Consider the following 14,390-nt stretch of genomic DNA (forward strand, 5'->3'; position numbering starts at 1 on the left):
AAAAGATAATCATTGTACGACCATCGATCAGTTTGATCGTATTTTAAGCACATTTTGTTGTGCCAATTTGTTTTTTTCTCCTCTCCACCCTGGAGGTTGAAATATCGCAAGAAATATCCTCTTCACATGGTTAAAATACTTTAAAATACATAGAAATATAAAATTAAAAGTTGCAATATTTATTTACACGAGAAAAATCCTAATTAAGAAAAATTATCAATGTTTTGTTAAAAAAACACCTCAAATGAGATTTTTCTCATATAGATTTACTTACTTAGAACCATGTCTTATCCAGCACAAAAAACTATAGGAAAACATAAATTGCTTTACTTAAAAAAATAAAACTCCGTTTGACCGTCGTCGTTCTGATAGAACTATTATCCAGGTGTTTATCCCTGGTAGAAAAATCCTGGAAAAGCATGAATGTGAGGGATTGAAAGCGCAGGAGCTCCTCTTGTCTTTCCCCGGAAGAGCGTGAGCAAACGCTCACTTCAGCTAATGCAAAGTCCATGTTGTATGGCTTAACTCACGAAAATGACGAAAGAAATAGCTTTTATTAGTGAAGCTAAGATGAATTAGAGAGATAAAAAAACCTCGCCGCAGCGAGGTTTTCAGTCATAACCCACAGCCTTAGTATGCGTTAACCACTACCCACATAGGACCCTGGCCGACGGCATAGCGCCCTTTTTCTTGCAACAGGCCCTGCTCACCTTCGATTTCATACACCGCGACATGATGCGATTTCTGACCAGCAGCAATCAGGTATTTACCGCTGTGATCGAGGTTAAAGCCACGCGGTTGTGCTTCGGTTGGCTGATAGCCTTCAATGGACAACACGCTGCCGTCTTCGGAGACGCTGAAGATGGTGATAATGCTGGCGGTACGATCGCAGGCGTAGAGGTGACGACCATCCGGGGTGAGATGGATATCCGCCGCCCAGCGAACACCGGTGAAATCAGAAGGCATCATGTCCAGCGTCTGCACGCACTCGATTTTGCCGTACGGATCTTTCAGGTCCCAGACGTCAACAGAGCTATTAAGCTCATTGACGCAGTAACCGTACTGCTGGTTCGGATGGAACACCATATGACGCGGACCCGCGCCTTCAACGGTGGTCACTTCAGCCGGTTCCTGCGCACCGAGGAAACCATCATCACTCAGGGTAAACAGGCAAATACGATCCTGCTTCAGCGCCGGAACCCATAAGGTGCGGTTATCCGGGGAGATATTTGCCGAGTGGCACCCTTCCAGACCTTCAATAACGCTCACCGTTTCACCCGGCAGGCCATCGGTCAGCGGCGTGACGCTTACGCAGCCCGAATTATAAGAGGCGCTAAAGACAAAGCGTCCCTGATGATCGGTAGAAATATGCGTCGGGCTACCCGGCAGCGCGGCTTCGCCGGCAAAGGTAAGAGCGCCATTATCGGGGGCAATGCGGTAAGCCAGTACGCGAAACTCCGGACGCACGCCGACGTAGAGATACTCTTTGTTCGGGCTCACCACCATCGGCTGCACCTGACCTGGGGCGTCAACAACCTGCACCAGCGTCAGTTTCCCCTCAACGTCCAGATTCCAGACGTGGATCTGCTGGCTTTCCGGGCTGGCGGTATAAACGGTTTGTTTCATGAATACTCCTTTCCTCACTGCTCGTGGAAATTTCATTTTTCAGACTAACGACGCGCTGAAAAACACAATACGCATACACTACATGATTCAGGTTGCCTCGCAGCAGCCAGAAGGATCAAGTGTATCGACTCTTTTAGCGGTAGATGCTGAAAAGTTTGCCCGAATGGCACAGCGGTGTACCATCATAGCCTGCTCACTTTTCACCATTAACCGGAAACAACACATGACCTCACGCGTGATTGCCCTGGATTTAGACGGCACCCTATTGACCGGAAAAAAAACAATCCTTCCCGCCTCGCTCGACGCACTGGCTCGCGCCAGAGACGCGGGATACCAGGTGATCGTCGTCACCGGCCGACATCACGTCGCTATCCATCCTTTTTATCAGGCACTGGCTCTGGATACACCTGCAATTTGTTGTAATGGCACTTATTTGTATGATTATCATGCAAAAAAGGTTCTGGAATCCGATCCGATGCCAGTCGACAAAGCCCTGAGCCTGACGGATATGCTGAACGAGCATGATATCCACGGCCTGATGTACGTTGATGACGCCATGCTTTACGAACAGCCGACCGGACACGTCGTGCGCACCGCCAACTGGGCGCAATCTCTGCCGGTCGAACAGCGTCCGGTATTCACTCAGGTCAACTCGCTGGCGCAGGCGGCCCGCGAAGTTAAGGCCGTATGGAAATTCGCGCTGACCGATGAAGATACCGCTAAGCTACAGCGCTTTGCCCAGCATGTTGGTCAGACGCTGGGTCTGGAATGTGAATGGTCATGGCACGATCAGGTTGATATCGCCCGCGAAGGCAACAGCAAAGGCAAACGCCTTGCGCAGTGGGTGGCGGCACAGGGCTTGTCGATGCAGGACGTGATCGCTTTTGGCGATAACTACAACGATCTGAGCATGCTGGAAGCCGCCGGTACTGGCGTGGCGATGGGCAACGCGGTCGATGACGTCAAAGCGCGCGCCAACGTGGTGATTGGTGAAAACGAAACCACCAGCATCGCCGACTACATCAACCGCCATCTGCTGTAATCAGGCGGCGATCGACACGCTTTTAATTTGCGCGTACAGCTGCTGGCCTGGGGTTATGCCCAGGTCATCACGGGCCCAGGGGCTGATACGCGCCCACAGCGTACGACCGCTAATCTCAAGCCTGACCTCAACCTGACCGTTACTTTCGATGCACTGCATCACCTGTGCGGGCAAAATATTACGGATGCTGGTTTGCTGCCCTGGCTGCAGGACCAGTGACACATCCGAAGCCTGAATGCGAATCCGCGCCGCTTCACCCTGCGGCCTGTCGAGCTGATTGACCCATATCTGCTGGTCGCCGAGCGCCAGGGCGGTCATCGCATACTGTGGATGCTGAGCGGCAATGGTCACATTGAGAATGGTGCTTTGCTGATCCTGCGGTAGCCAGGGGTGCATTATGCTGCTGCTCCACACCGCTTCCAGGTCACCAAAAGCTTTTACTTTCCCCTCTTCCAGCACCAGCACTTTATCCGCCAGATGCTGAATCTCATCCAGTGAATGGCTGACGTAGAGCATCGGGATGTGAATCTCCCGCGCCAAACGTTGCAGATAAGGCAGCAACTCGCGTTTACGCGGAATATCCAGCGACGCCAGCGGCTCATCAAGCAGCAACAGTTCGGGGGCGGTGAGTAATGCCCGACCAATCGCCACGCGTTGTTTTTCCCCACCGGAGAGCCCTCCCGGCAGGCGATCGAGCAGCGGCGCAATACCGAGCAGATCCACCAGCTTATCAAACTGGTCGGCCATACTCTTCGCCATGCCGTACTTCAGATTGCCGCGCACCTTGTAGTGCGGAAACAGGCGCGCATCCTGAAAGACATAGCCAATGCGCCGTTTTTCCGGCGCCAGACAGATACGCTTTTCGACATCATTAAGCACTCTGCCGTTAAGCACGATACGCCCCTGCTGCGGGCGCGTCAGGCCGCTGATGGCGTTAATCAGCGAAGTTTTCCCGGCACCGGAAACGCCGAAAACCGCCGTAATGCCGCTGGCGGGGAGCGTCTCGCAGATCTGCAAACAGTGGGTGCCCAGCGTCTGGGTGAAATCGAGCTCAAGCATGATTATTTCCCCATCCGTTTGCGGCTAAGCCGGGCCAGCCATTCAGAAATCAACAGCGATATCAGCGCCAGCACAATCGAAATCAAACACAGCCGTGCTGCCGCACCTTCGCCGCCGGGGGTCTGGATCAGAGTGTACATAGCCGAGGGAATGGTGCGGGTTTCACCTGGAATATTAGAAACAAAGGTAATGGTCGCGCCAAATTCGCCCAGCGAACGGGCGAAGGCCAGCACGGTACCCACGATAATTCCCGGAAGCGTTAAAGGTAGGGTAATGGTGAAAAACACCCGCCAGCGGCCAGCGCCAAGCGTGCGCGCCGCCTGCTCCAGCTTAATATCAACCCCTTCCAGCGCCAGGCGAATAGCCCGCACCATCAGTGGAAAAGACATCACCGCCGCCGCCAGCACCGCGCCGCGCCAGCTAAAGGCAAAGCTCAGACCAAACCAGTCATAAAGCCAGCTGCCGATAAAACCACGCCGTCCCATGGCAATCAATAACAGATAGCCCACCACCACCGGCGGCAATACCAGCGGCAGGTGGAGGATGCTATCGAGTAGCGCTTTGCCGGGGAAATCCCGTCGAACCAGCAGCCAGGAAAAAAAGATCCCAAAAGGTAAGCTAAACACCACCGCCAGGGATGAAACTTTCAGGCTCAGCAGTACCGCCTGCCATTCGGGATCGCTTAAGAACATTAGTGGGTAGTAAATCCGTAACGTTTAAAGATGGCCGAAGCTTCCGGTCCTTTCAGATAGTCATAAAATGCGCTAACCGTCGCATTTTTATGTCCATCAACGATAGCCAGCGGATATTCCACTTTCTTGTGGGAATCTTCCGGGAAGGTACCGACAACTTTTACACCCTTACTGGCAACGGCATCAGAACCGTAGACGATACCCAGCGGGGCTTCACTACGCTCGACCAGCGCCAATGCACCGCGAACATCTTCCGCCGGAGCCAACTTCGGTGACAGGGTTTCCCAGGCACCCAGTTTTTGCAGCGCTTCTTTGGCATAGATTCCCGCAGGCACATGCTCCGGATCGCCAACCGCCAGACGACCGCCTTTTAGCAGGCTGGTCCAGTCGGTTTTATCATTGATGGTGATATCGCCCTGAGCGCTGGCTTTCGGCGCAACGACCACCAGGCTATTGCCCAGCAGAGTGGCGCGTGTCGCCGTATCAATGCTCTTTTTCTCAACCGCGTAGTCCATCCATTTTTGGTCAGCAGAGATAAACAGATCTGCAGGCGCACCCGCTTCAATCTGTCGTGCCAGAGTCGATGAAGAAGCAAACGAAGAAACAACATCAACGTTCTTCTCTTTCTTATACTCTTTAGCGATATCCTGCATTGCGTTAGTCAGCGATGCCGCTGCAAACACCGTAATTTTACCATCTTCCGCCAGCGCGTGACCTGCAACGGAGAGCGTTAACGTTGCTCCGGCAAAAAAGCGTAACCATTGACCTGCCATCTGAAACTCCTGTGAGTGCGTTATGTAGGAGCTAATATAGCGATAAGGTTGGGGTTTTCCCAGAGCAAATTGGGGGTAATTAGAGGCGGATCAATTGAGGGGACAAATAAAAACGCCCGGTAGAACCGGGCGCGGGAATCAGTGGTTTTGCGGCCTGTTGTCTTTATGACCTGCTCCGGAGAAGAGGTTAAACACTTCGCCCAGACCGTAGATCAGCCCGAGGATGATAGCCATCACCACGGGGACCATCACAACGGCAAACACCAGACTTTTCAATAGCTCTAACATGGTTGGCTCCAGAAAATACGAATGTTTAATTGTAACCGTTTCGGCTGGAAAAACACGCCCGATTTGTGCGATGCCTGGCAGACATTCACCGCAGATGCATCTTGCAAGATAACCGCTATCGGTCACAATACCCTTTTTCAACAGGATATGATTATGCAGGCCGAAATTCTTCTTACCCTAAAATTACAGCAGCGCCTGTTCGCCGATCCCCGCCGTATCGCCCTGCTGAAGCAGATTGACCAGACCGGCTCCATTAGTCAGGGGGCAAAAAACGCCGGCATCAGCTATAAAAGCGCCTGGGATGCCATTAATGAAATGAATCAGCTGAGCGAGCAAACCCTGGTCGATCGCGCTACCGGCGGCAAAGGCGGTGGCGGCGCGGTCCTCACCCGCTACGGGCAGCGGCTGATTCAGCTTTACGACCTGTTAGCGCAGATTCAGCAGAAAGCGTTTGATGTCCTGAGCGATGATGACGCTCTCCCCCTCGACAGCCTGCTGGCGGCGATTTCTCGCTTCTCTCTCCAGACCAGCGCGCGCAACCAGTGGTTTGGCACCATTACCGGGCGCGACCACCAGCAAGTGCAGCAGCATGTTGAAGTGCTACTGGCCGACGGACAAACCCGCTTTAAAGTCGCCATTACCGCGCAAAGCGCCGAGCGTCTGGGCCTTGATGAGGGTCAGGAAGTGCTGGTGCTGCTGAAAGCACCATGGGTCGGTATCACTCAGGATCGCACGCTGGCCCAGCAGGCCGATAACCAACTGGCCGGGCGCATCAGTCATATTGAGCGCGGGCCGGAGCAGAGCGAAGTACTGATGGCGCTCCCGGATGGTCAGAGCCTTTGCGCCACCCTGCCGGTGGAGGAGACACGCGATCTGACGGAAGGGGCGGAAGCGATAGCCTATTTCAATGCCGATCGCATCATTCTCGCCACGTTGTGCTAACGGCATTGACATTCCGGCCGTGAAGACGTATCCCTGATGCAAATTGCTGCAAAAAGTGGGATACACAATGTCATCATTGCAAATTTCGCAAGGCACGTTTCGCCTGAGCGACACAAAAACGTTAAATATTGAGCACCTCAGCGTGCAGGCTGGCGAAAGCTGGGCCTTCGTCGGCAGCAACGGCAGCGGGAAATCTGCCCTCGCCCGGGCGCTGTCCGGCGAGCTAACGCTGCTTAGCGGCCAGCGCGAGAGCACGTTTTCGCGCATCACCCGCCTCTCTTTTGAACAGTTGCAAAAGCTGGTCAGCGACGAGTGGCAGCGCAACAACACCGATTTGCTTAGCCCCGGTGAAGAAGACACCGGACGCACTACCGCGGAAATCATCCAGGATGAGTTTAAAGATTCATCCCGCTGTGCCCGCCTTGCCGAACAGTTTGGTATCACCAGCCTGCTCCAGCGCCGCTTTAAATACCTCTCCACTGGTGAAACGCGCAAAACGCTGCTGTGTCAGGCGCTGATGGGCAACCCGGATCTGCTCATTCTTGATGAGCCGTTCGACGGACTCGACGTAGCATCGCGCCAGCAGTTAGCCGAGCTACTGGCTACGCTAAACGGTGAAGGTATCACTCTGGTATTGGTACTTAATCGTTTTGATGAGATCCCGGCGTTCGTGCAGTTTGCCGGTGTGCTGGCGGATTGCGTGCTGAGCGAAACTGGCGAAAAGCAGGCCTTGCTGCAACAGGCGCTGATTGCCCAGTTGGCGCATAGCGAAAAACTTGACGGCATGACCCTGCCGGAACCGGATGCTCCGGCGGCACGTCACGCGCTGGAGGATAACGCACCGCGCATTGTACTTAACGACGGCATGGTCTCTTATAACGATCGGCCGATCATTAACCACCTGAGCTGGACGGTAAACCCCGGAGAACACTGGCAGATAGTTGGCCCCAACGGTGCCGGTAAGTCCACGCTGCTCAGCCTGGTGACCGGCGATCATCCGCAGGGGTACAGCAACGACCTGACGCTGTTTGGCCGCCGTCGCGGCAGCGGGGAAACCATCTGGGATATTAAGAAGCATATTGGTTACGTCAGCAGCAGCCTGCACCTTGAATACCGCGTCAGCACCAACGTGCGTAACGTGATTCTCTCAGGCTATTTCGACTCGATAGGCATCTATCAGGCCGTTTCCGACAAGCAGCACAAGCTGGTACAAAACTGGCTGGATATCCTCGGGATCGACAAGCGCACTGCCGATGCGCCGTTTCATAGTCTCTCCTGGGGACAACAGCGGCTGGCGCTGATCGTCCGCGCGCTGGTCAAACACCCTACCCTGCTGATCCTTGATGAACCGCTACAGGGGCTAGACCCGCTCAACCGCCAGCTGGTGCGCCGTTTTATCGATGTGCTGATTAGCGAAGGGGCAACTCAACTGCTGTTTGTTTCTCACCATGCCGAGGATGCCCCGGACTGTATTACCCACCGTCTGGCGTTTGTCAGCAGTGGAGACGGTTACACTTACGAAGTGGGACCGCTGACAAATTGACCTGATTCAGGGGTCTGCGGATCCCTGTTTTTTTTCGGAAAAAGATCAATACGCCACATCATTCCCCTGTTTTAAAACAATAAAATCTTCAGTGTGCGCATTGATAATTTTAGTGTAAACGATTCCACCAATTTGGCCTGTGTCACACTTTTCCCATCTTTGGTATGCTATCTTCTTCTCACACGATAAGCCTATTGGAGCGAATCATGAAAGTACTGGTTACAGGTGGTAGCGGTTACATTGGAAGTCATACCTGCGTTCAACTGCTACTGCAGGGACATGAAGTGATTATTCTCGACAATCTCTGCAACAGTAAGCGCAGCGTATTGCCAATCATTGAACGTCTCGGCGGGAAAAATGCCACCTTTGTCGAAGGCGATATTCGTAATGAAGCGCTAATGACGGAGATTCTTCACGATCACGCGATTGAAGCCGTGATCCATTTCGCCGGTCTGAAAGCCGTCGGAGAGTCCGTCGCTAAGCCGCTGGAATATTACGACAATAACGTAACCGGTACACTGAAATTAGTTTCCGCCATGCGTGCTGCTGGCGTGAAAAACTTTATTTTCAGCTCTTCCGCTACCGTTTACGGCGATCAGCCGAAGATCCCTTATGTTGAAAGCTTCCCGACCGGCACTCCGCAAAGCCCGTACGGCAAAAGTAAGCTGATGGTTGAGCAGATCTTGACGGACCTGCAAAAAGCACAACCTGATTGGAGCATCGCCCTGCTGCGCTACTTCAACCCGGTTGGCGCGCATCCGTCGGGCGACATGGGTGAAGACCCGCAGGGCATCCCGAACAATCTGATGCCGTATATCGCGCAGGTTGCTGTAGGTCGTCGCGAATCGCTGGCGGTCTTTGGCAACGATTACCCGACCGAAGACGGCACCGGCGTACGTGACTACATTCACGTGATGGACCTTGCCGACGGCCACGTCGCGGCAATGGAAAAACTGGCTGATAAAGCGGGTGTGCATATCTACAACCTTGGCGCAGGCGTCGGCAGCAGCGTACTTGACGTGGTCAATGCCTTCAGCAAAGCCTGCGGTAAACCGATTAACTACCACTTCGCGCCACGCCGCGACGGCGACCTCCCGGCCTACTGGGCGGACGCTGAAAAGGCCGATCGCGATCTGAACTGGCGCGTGACGCGCAACCTTGACGAAATGGCGCAGGACACCTGGCACTGGCAGTCCCGTCATCCGCAGGGTTATCCAGACTAAGGAACCTTCATGAGCGTATTTAACCCCGTCGACCATCCACATCGTCGTTATAACCCGTTAACCGGGCAGTGGATTCTGGTTTCTCCGCATCGCGCCAAGCGCCCCTGGCAGGGGGCGCAGGAAACGCCGGCAAAGCAAACGTTGCCCGCGCACGATCCGGACTGCTTCCTGTGCCCGGGTAATACCCGCGTCACCGGTGACACCAACCCGAACTACACCGGTACGTTTGTTTTTACCAATGACTTTGCGGCTTTGATGACCGATACCCCTGATGCCCCGGAAAGCGACGACCCGCTGATGCGCTGTCAGAGCGCCCGCGGCACCAGCCGGGTCATCTGCTTTTCGCCAGACCACAGCAAAACGCTGCCGGAACTGAGCGTTGAAGCGCTGGAAGGCGTGGTTAAAACGTGGCAGGAACAGACTGCGGACCTCGGAAAAACCTATCCATGGGTCCAGGTCTTTGAAAACAAAGGTGCGGCGATGGGCTGTTCCAACCCGCACCCGCATGGCCAGGTGTGGGCAAACAGCTTCCTGCCGAATGAAGCGGAACGCGAAGATCGTCTGCAAAAAGCGTACTTCACCGAGCACGGCGTGCCGATGCTGGTGGATTACGTACAGCGTGAATTAGCCGACGGTAGCCGTACTATCGTCGAGACCGAACACTGGCTCGCCGTGGTCCCCTACTGGGCTGCGTGGCCTTTCGAGACGCTGCTGCTGCCAAAAGCGCACATCCAGCGTCTGACCGATTTAACCGACGACCAGCGCAGCGATCTTGCGCTGGCGTTGAAAAAGCTGACCAGCCGTTACGACAACCTATTCCAGTGCTCATTCCCCTACTCGATGGGCTGGCACGGCGCGCCGTTTAACGATGAAGATAATAATCACTGGCAGCTGCATGCACATTTTTATCCGCCGCTGCTGCGCTCCGCCACGGTGCGCAAATTTATGGTCGGCTATGAAATGCTGGCTGAAACCCAGCGTGATCTGACGGCCGAGCAGGCTGCTGAACGTCTGCGCGCTGTGAGCGACGTCCATTTTCGCGAATCCGGAGTATAACCATGAGTCTGAAAGAGAAAACCCAAGCCCTGTTTGCTGAAAAGTTTGGCTATCCAGCCAGCCACGTTATCCAGGCCCCTGGCCGCGTTAACCTGATCGGCGAACATACCGACTATAACGATGGATTCGTGCTGCCTTGCGCAATTGATTACCAGACGGTCATCAGTTGCTCGCCGCGCGACGATCGTACCGTGCGGGTGATTGCCGCCGATTACGACAATCAGACCGATGAATTCTCTCTGGATTCGCAGATTACCCGCCACGATACCCAGCAGTGGTCGAACTATGTTCGCGGCGTGGTGAAGCATCTCCAGCAGCGGAATAACAACTTCGGCGGCGCGGACCTGGTCATCAGCGGCAACGTACCGCAGGGCGCAGGATTAAGCTCCTCGGCTTCACTGGAAGTTGCCGTCGGCACCGTGTTCCAGCAGCTCTATCACCTGCCGCTAGACGGCGCGCAGATTGCGCTGAACGGTCAGGAAGCGGAAAACCAGTTTGTTGGCTGCAACTGCGGCATCATGGACCAGCTCATCTCCGCACTCGGTAAAAAAGACCACGCGCTGCTGATCGACTGCCGCTCCTTAGGGACTAAAGCAGTCTCGATGCCGAAAGGCGTCGCGGTGGTGATTATCAACAGTAACTTTAAACGTACCCTGGTCGGCAGCGAATACAACACCCGCCGCGAACAGTGCGAAACCGGCGCTCGCTTCTTCCAGCAGCCCGCTCTGCGCGATGTGACCCTGGAAGAGTTCAGCGCCGTTGCCCACGAGCTTGACCCGGTCGTCGCCAAACGCGTTCGCCACGTCCTGACCGAGAACGCCCGTACCGTAGAAGCCGCAGTGGCGCTGGAAAAAGGCGATCTGCAGCGGATGGGCGAACTGATGGCGGAATCTCACGCTTCAATGCGCGATGATTTTGAAATCACCGTTCCGCAGATCGATACCCTGGTGGACATCGTCAAGGCGACCATCGGCGACAAAGGCGGCGTACGTATGACCGGCGGCGGTTTCGGCGGCTGTATTGTGGCGCTGATCCCGGAAGATCTGGTCGATACCGTGCAGCAGGCCGTTGCCAAAGAGTACGAAGCAAAAACCGGTATCAAAGAAACGTTCTACGTGTGCAAACCGTCTCAGGGAGCTGGACAATGCTAAACCAAACAATAGAGCTGGCGCCGGACGGCCAGCCGTGGAATCTCCTCACCCTGCGTAACGACGCGGGGATGACGGTCACCGTCATGGATTGGGGCGCCACGCTGCTATCCGCACAAGTGACGCTGGCTGACGGCAGCGTGCGCGAAGCGCTGCTCGGCTGCGCGACCCCTGGCGACTATACGCGCCAGGCCGCCTATCTCGGTGCCTCTGTCGGTCGTTACGCTAACCGCATCGCTAACAGCCGCTTTACGCTGGATGGTTGCACCGTCAATCTGACCCCGTCCAACGAAGCGGGCCATCAGCTGCACGGCGGGCCAGATGGTTTTGATAAGCGCCGCTGGCAGATTGTCAGCGCTGATGCTCGCCACGCGCTATTTTCACTCTCATCTAACGATGGCGATCAGGGATTCCCCGGTAATCTGACGGCAACGGCGCACTATCGCCTGACCGACGATAATCGGATCTCCATCGAATATCGCGCCACCGTTGACCAGCCCTGCCCGGTGAATCTGACCAACCACGTCTATTTCAACCTCGATGGCGTGCAGAGCGACGTGCGCAACCACAGGCTGCAGATTTTCGCTGATGTTTATTTGCCGGTAGAGAGCGATGGCATTCCGGGGGGCGATCTGCAAAACGTTACCCTGACCAGCTTCGATTTCCGCACGCCGAAGGTGCTGGCAGATGATTTCCTGCGCGACGAAGACCAGCAAAAAGTGAAAGGCTACGACCACGCGTTCCTGCTTCAGGCGCTGGGCGATGCCAACAGCCCGGCGGCTCACGTCTGGTCGCAGGATGAAAAACTGCAGATGACGGTCTATACCTCCGCTCCGGCTCTGCAATTCTACTCCGGCAACTATCTGGGCGGCACGCCGTCACGTACGGCGCAACCGTACGATGACTGGCAAGGTCTGGCGCTGGAGAGCGAGTTCCTGCCGGATTCGCCGAACCATCCGGAATGGCCGCAGCCGGATTGCGTTCTACGCCCCGGCGAAGAGTACGTCAGCCTGACGGAATATCAGTTTATTGCGAAATAATCCCAAGCCCTCCTGATGGAGGGCTTTTTTATCCTTTCGCTGAAAAATACGCCACTTACAGACAAAAACATAACCTCAATTTTACAAGCATCTTACACTGAGCCACTATTTTCGCTATGGTTAGGGATAAGCATTGCCGTGAGGTAAATCACAGCAATATAATGAGAATAGTTATCAATCAATAAATATATACACTACAGCATTCGGGTCGCATCAAGGCGGCAAATGAACGAATCTCTGGGAGCATAGTTAACTATGTGACCAGGGTGAGTGAAAGCAGCCAACAATGAGGCGGCGCGAAGGATGACGTGTATTGAGGAGTAAGAGAATGGCTGTAACTAAGCTGGTACTCGTTCGTCACGGCGAAAGCCAATGGAACAACGAAAACCGTTTCACCGGTTGGTATGACGTTGACCTGTCTGAAAAAGGCGTTGGTGAAGCAAAAGCAGCCGGTAAGCTGCTGAAAGAAGAAGGCTTCAGCTTCGATTTTGCTTATACCTCTGTGCTGAAACGTGCCATCCACACCCTGTGGAACGTACTGGATGAGCTGGATCAGGCCTGGCTGCCGGTTGAGAAATCCTGGAAACTGAACGAGCGTCATTACGGTGCACTGCAGGGTCTGAACAAAGCAGAAACCGCTGAAAAATACGGTGACGAGCAGGTTAAGCAGTGGCGTCGTGGCTTTGCGGTAACGCCGCCGGAGCTGACCAAAGACGATGAGCGCTATCCGGGCCACGATCCGCGTTACGCAAAACTGACCGATGCAGAACTGCCAACTACCGAAAGCCTGGCGCTGACTATCGACCGCGTTGTGCCTTACTGGAACGAAACCATTCTGCCGCGTCTGAAAAGCGGTGAGCGCGTAATTATCGCCGCTCATGGTAACTCCCTGCGTGCGCTGGTGAAGTACCTCGACAACATGGGCGAAGCCGAGATCCTCGAACTGAACATCCCGACTGGCGTACCGCTGGTGTATGAGTTCGACGAAAACTTCAAACCTATCAAACATTACTATCTGGGGAACGCCGACGAAATCGCCGCGAAAGCCGCTGCCGTTGCGAACCAGGGTAAAGCCAAGTAATTAATTTACCGGATAGCTCAGGCTATCCGGTACTTTCACTGCCAGCAAAAAATCCGCCCCGCAAAGCGCCATCTGAGCCCATGATTAAAGCTGCGCACTGACCGTTTTCTCATCGTTTCCCTTCAATACTGAAAGTGCCAGATTCACCACGGCTCTCGCCTCCTGCTCCGTCACGCCATCTCTGACCTGAATTGATAAACCAAAAAGTACGGTCGTAAAATATTCAGCCAGTATATGGACTTGCTGCCGGGCAGCAGAATCTCCCGCCGTCTGTTCTTCCATCAACCGGCGTTCAAATAGCAGAGATGTTCTCCGGCGCTCCTCATTCAACATTGACCGTATAGGGGCGCTGTCCTGCGAGCCTAAAAGCGCAGCCAGCACGACAAAACACCCTTTATGGCGCTCATCGGCAAAAAACTGCGTCAGAGTCTGTTCAAAGAGAGCGGCAATCCCTTCCCGCGCGCTCTTTGAGCTTTGTAATGCTTTTTCCCGGTATGCGCCGTATTTAGCAAGGTAAAAAGTGACGGCCTCGGTAAAAAGGGCATTTTTGCTACCAAATGCCGCATAAAGACTGGGTGAATTAATTCCCATTGCCGCTTTCAATAATGCCAGACTTGAGGCTTCATAGCCGTACTGCCAAAACGTTTCCAGCGCTTTTTCGAGCGCTATGTTGCGATCAAAATCCCTTGGTCTTCCACGAGTTACTGCATTTTTTGTTGTCATAATATTCTATTTCATACTGATCGATACATAAATGGCTTGACTCTACCTGAACCAATTATATACTGATCGATACATAAACAACAGAAGATCAATACCGCATTGCGGTGCTTTAAAAATCTGAATTCTAGCGAGTCACCTGCCTGTCATTTTTCGC

At 54.1% G+C, this 14,390-nt stretch carries 14 protein-coding genes; 8 read left to right on the forward strand and 6 right to left on the reverse strand.

What is annotated here, in order from left to right:
• Positions 1–630 precede the first annotated feature (630 nt).
• Complete coding sequence (gene pgl / locus ACMYSL_RS19865; RefSeq protein ID WP_434659695.1) at positions 631–1,626, reverse strand: 6-phosphogluconolactonase; 996 nt, start codon at positions 1,624–1,626, stop codon at positions 631–633.
• A gap of 223 nt (positions 1,627–1,849) precedes the next feature.
• On the opposite strand from pgl, the gene ACMYSL_RS19870 reads away from it, so the two are divergent.
• A complete protein-coding gene (locus tag ACMYSL_RS19870) occupies positions 1,850–2,668 on the forward strand; it encodes a pyridoxal phosphatase (protein WP_304257135.1) in 819 nt (272 codons plus the stop codon).
• Here the strand turns inward: ACMYSL_RS19870 and modC are convergent, their stop codons facing one another.
• The 4 genes from modC to ACMYSL_RS19890 form a co-directional block, all read right to left on the reverse strand.
• A complete protein-coding gene (gene modC / locus ACMYSL_RS19875; protein ID WP_304257132.1) occupies positions 2,669–3,727 on the reverse strand; it encodes a molybdenum ABC transporter ATP-binding protein ModC in 1,059 nt (352 codons plus the stop codon).
• Positions 3,728–3,729: 2 nt separating this feature from the next.
• A complete protein-coding gene (gene modB, locus ACMYSL_RS19880; protein WP_182237297.1) occupies positions 3,730–4,419 on the reverse strand; it encodes a molybdate ABC transporter permease subunit in 690 nt (229 codons plus the stop codon).
• Complete coding sequence (gene modA / locus ACMYSL_RS19885) at positions 4,419–5,192, reverse strand: molybdate ABC transporter substrate-binding protein (RefSeq protein ID WP_112214441.1); 774 nt, start codon at positions 5,190–5,192, stop codon at positions 4,419–4,421. The genes modB and modA overlap by 1 nt, the downstream gene beginning before the upstream one ends.
• A 138-nt stretch (positions 5,193–5,330) precedes the next feature.
• Entirely contained in the window at positions 5,331–5,480 is a 150-nt protein-coding gene (locus tag ACMYSL_RS19890; protein ID WP_110276804.1) for an AcrZ family multidrug efflux pump-associated protein, read from the reverse strand.
• A 153-nt stretch (positions 5,481–5,633) separates the two neighbouring features.
• Here ACMYSL_RS19890 and modE point away from each other — a divergent pair, with 153 nt between their 5' ends.
• From modE to gpmA, 7 genes are all read left to right on the forward strand, one after another.
• On the forward strand, positions 5,634–6,422 hold the full coding sequence (gene modE / locus ACMYSL_RS19895; protein WP_434664171.1) for a molybdenum-dependent transcriptional regulator: 789 nt from the start codon (positions 5,634–5,636) through the stop codon (positions 6,420–6,422).
• A 67-nt stretch (positions 6,423–6,489) separates the two neighbouring features.
• Positions 6,490–7,965 (forward strand): molybdate ABC transporter ATP-binding protein ModF, encoded by a 1,476-nt coding sequence (modF, locus tag ACMYSL_RS19900; RefSeq protein ID WP_434659698.1) that lies wholly within the window; start codon positions 6,490–6,492, stop codon positions 7,963–7,965.
• A gap of 206 nt (positions 7,966–8,171) precedes the next feature.
• Positions 8,172–9,188 carry a UDP-glucose 4-epimerase GalE gene (galE, locus tag ACMYSL_RS19905; RefSeq protein ID WP_181482981.1) on the forward strand — a complete coding sequence of 339 codons (1,017 nt, stop codon included), beginning with the start codon at positions 8,172–8,174 and terminating at the stop codon, positions 9,186–9,188.
• 9 nt (positions 9,189–9,197) lie between these two features.
• A complete protein-coding gene (gene galT / locus ACMYSL_RS19910) occupies positions 9,198–10,244 on the forward strand; it encodes a galactose-1-phosphate uridylyltransferase (RefSeq protein ID WP_434659700.1) in 1,047 nt (348 codons plus the stop codon).
• A 2-nt stretch (positions 10,245–10,246) separates the two neighbouring features.
• Positions 10,247–11,395 carry a galactokinase gene (gene galK / locus ACMYSL_RS19915; protein WP_182237289.1) on the forward strand — a complete coding sequence of 383 codons (1,149 nt, stop codon included), beginning with the start codon at positions 10,247–10,249 and terminating at the stop codon, positions 11,393–11,395.
• Entirely contained in the window at positions 11,389–12,432 is a 1,044-nt protein-coding gene (gene galM / locus ACMYSL_RS19920; RefSeq protein WP_434659702.1) for a galactose-1-epimerase, read from the forward strand. The genes galK and galM overlap by 7 nt, the downstream gene beginning before the upstream one ends.
• A gap of 328 nt (positions 12,433–12,760) precedes the next feature.
• Positions 12,761–13,513 (forward strand): 2,3-diphosphoglycerate-dependent phosphoglycerate mutase, encoded by a 753-nt coding sequence (gene gpmA, locus ACMYSL_RS19925; RefSeq protein WP_004100351.1) that lies wholly within the window; start codon positions 12,761–12,763, stop codon positions 13,511–13,513.
• Positions 13,514–13,597: 84 nt separating this feature from the next.
• On the opposite strand, the gene ACMYSL_RS19930 is transcribed toward gpmA, so the two are convergent.
• On the reverse strand, positions 13,598–14,236 hold the full coding sequence (locus tag ACMYSL_RS19930; protein WP_434659705.1) for a TetR/AcrR family transcriptional regulator: 639 nt from the start codon (positions 14,234–14,236) through the stop codon (positions 13,598–13,600).
• Between the last annotated feature and the right edge of the window lie 154 nt (positions 14,237–14,390).

It is taken from the genome of Klebsiella sp. MISC125, assembly GCF_051131775.1.
Classification (GTDB): Bacteria; Pseudomonadota; Gammaproteobacteria; order Enterobacterales; family Enterobacteriaceae; genus Klebsiella.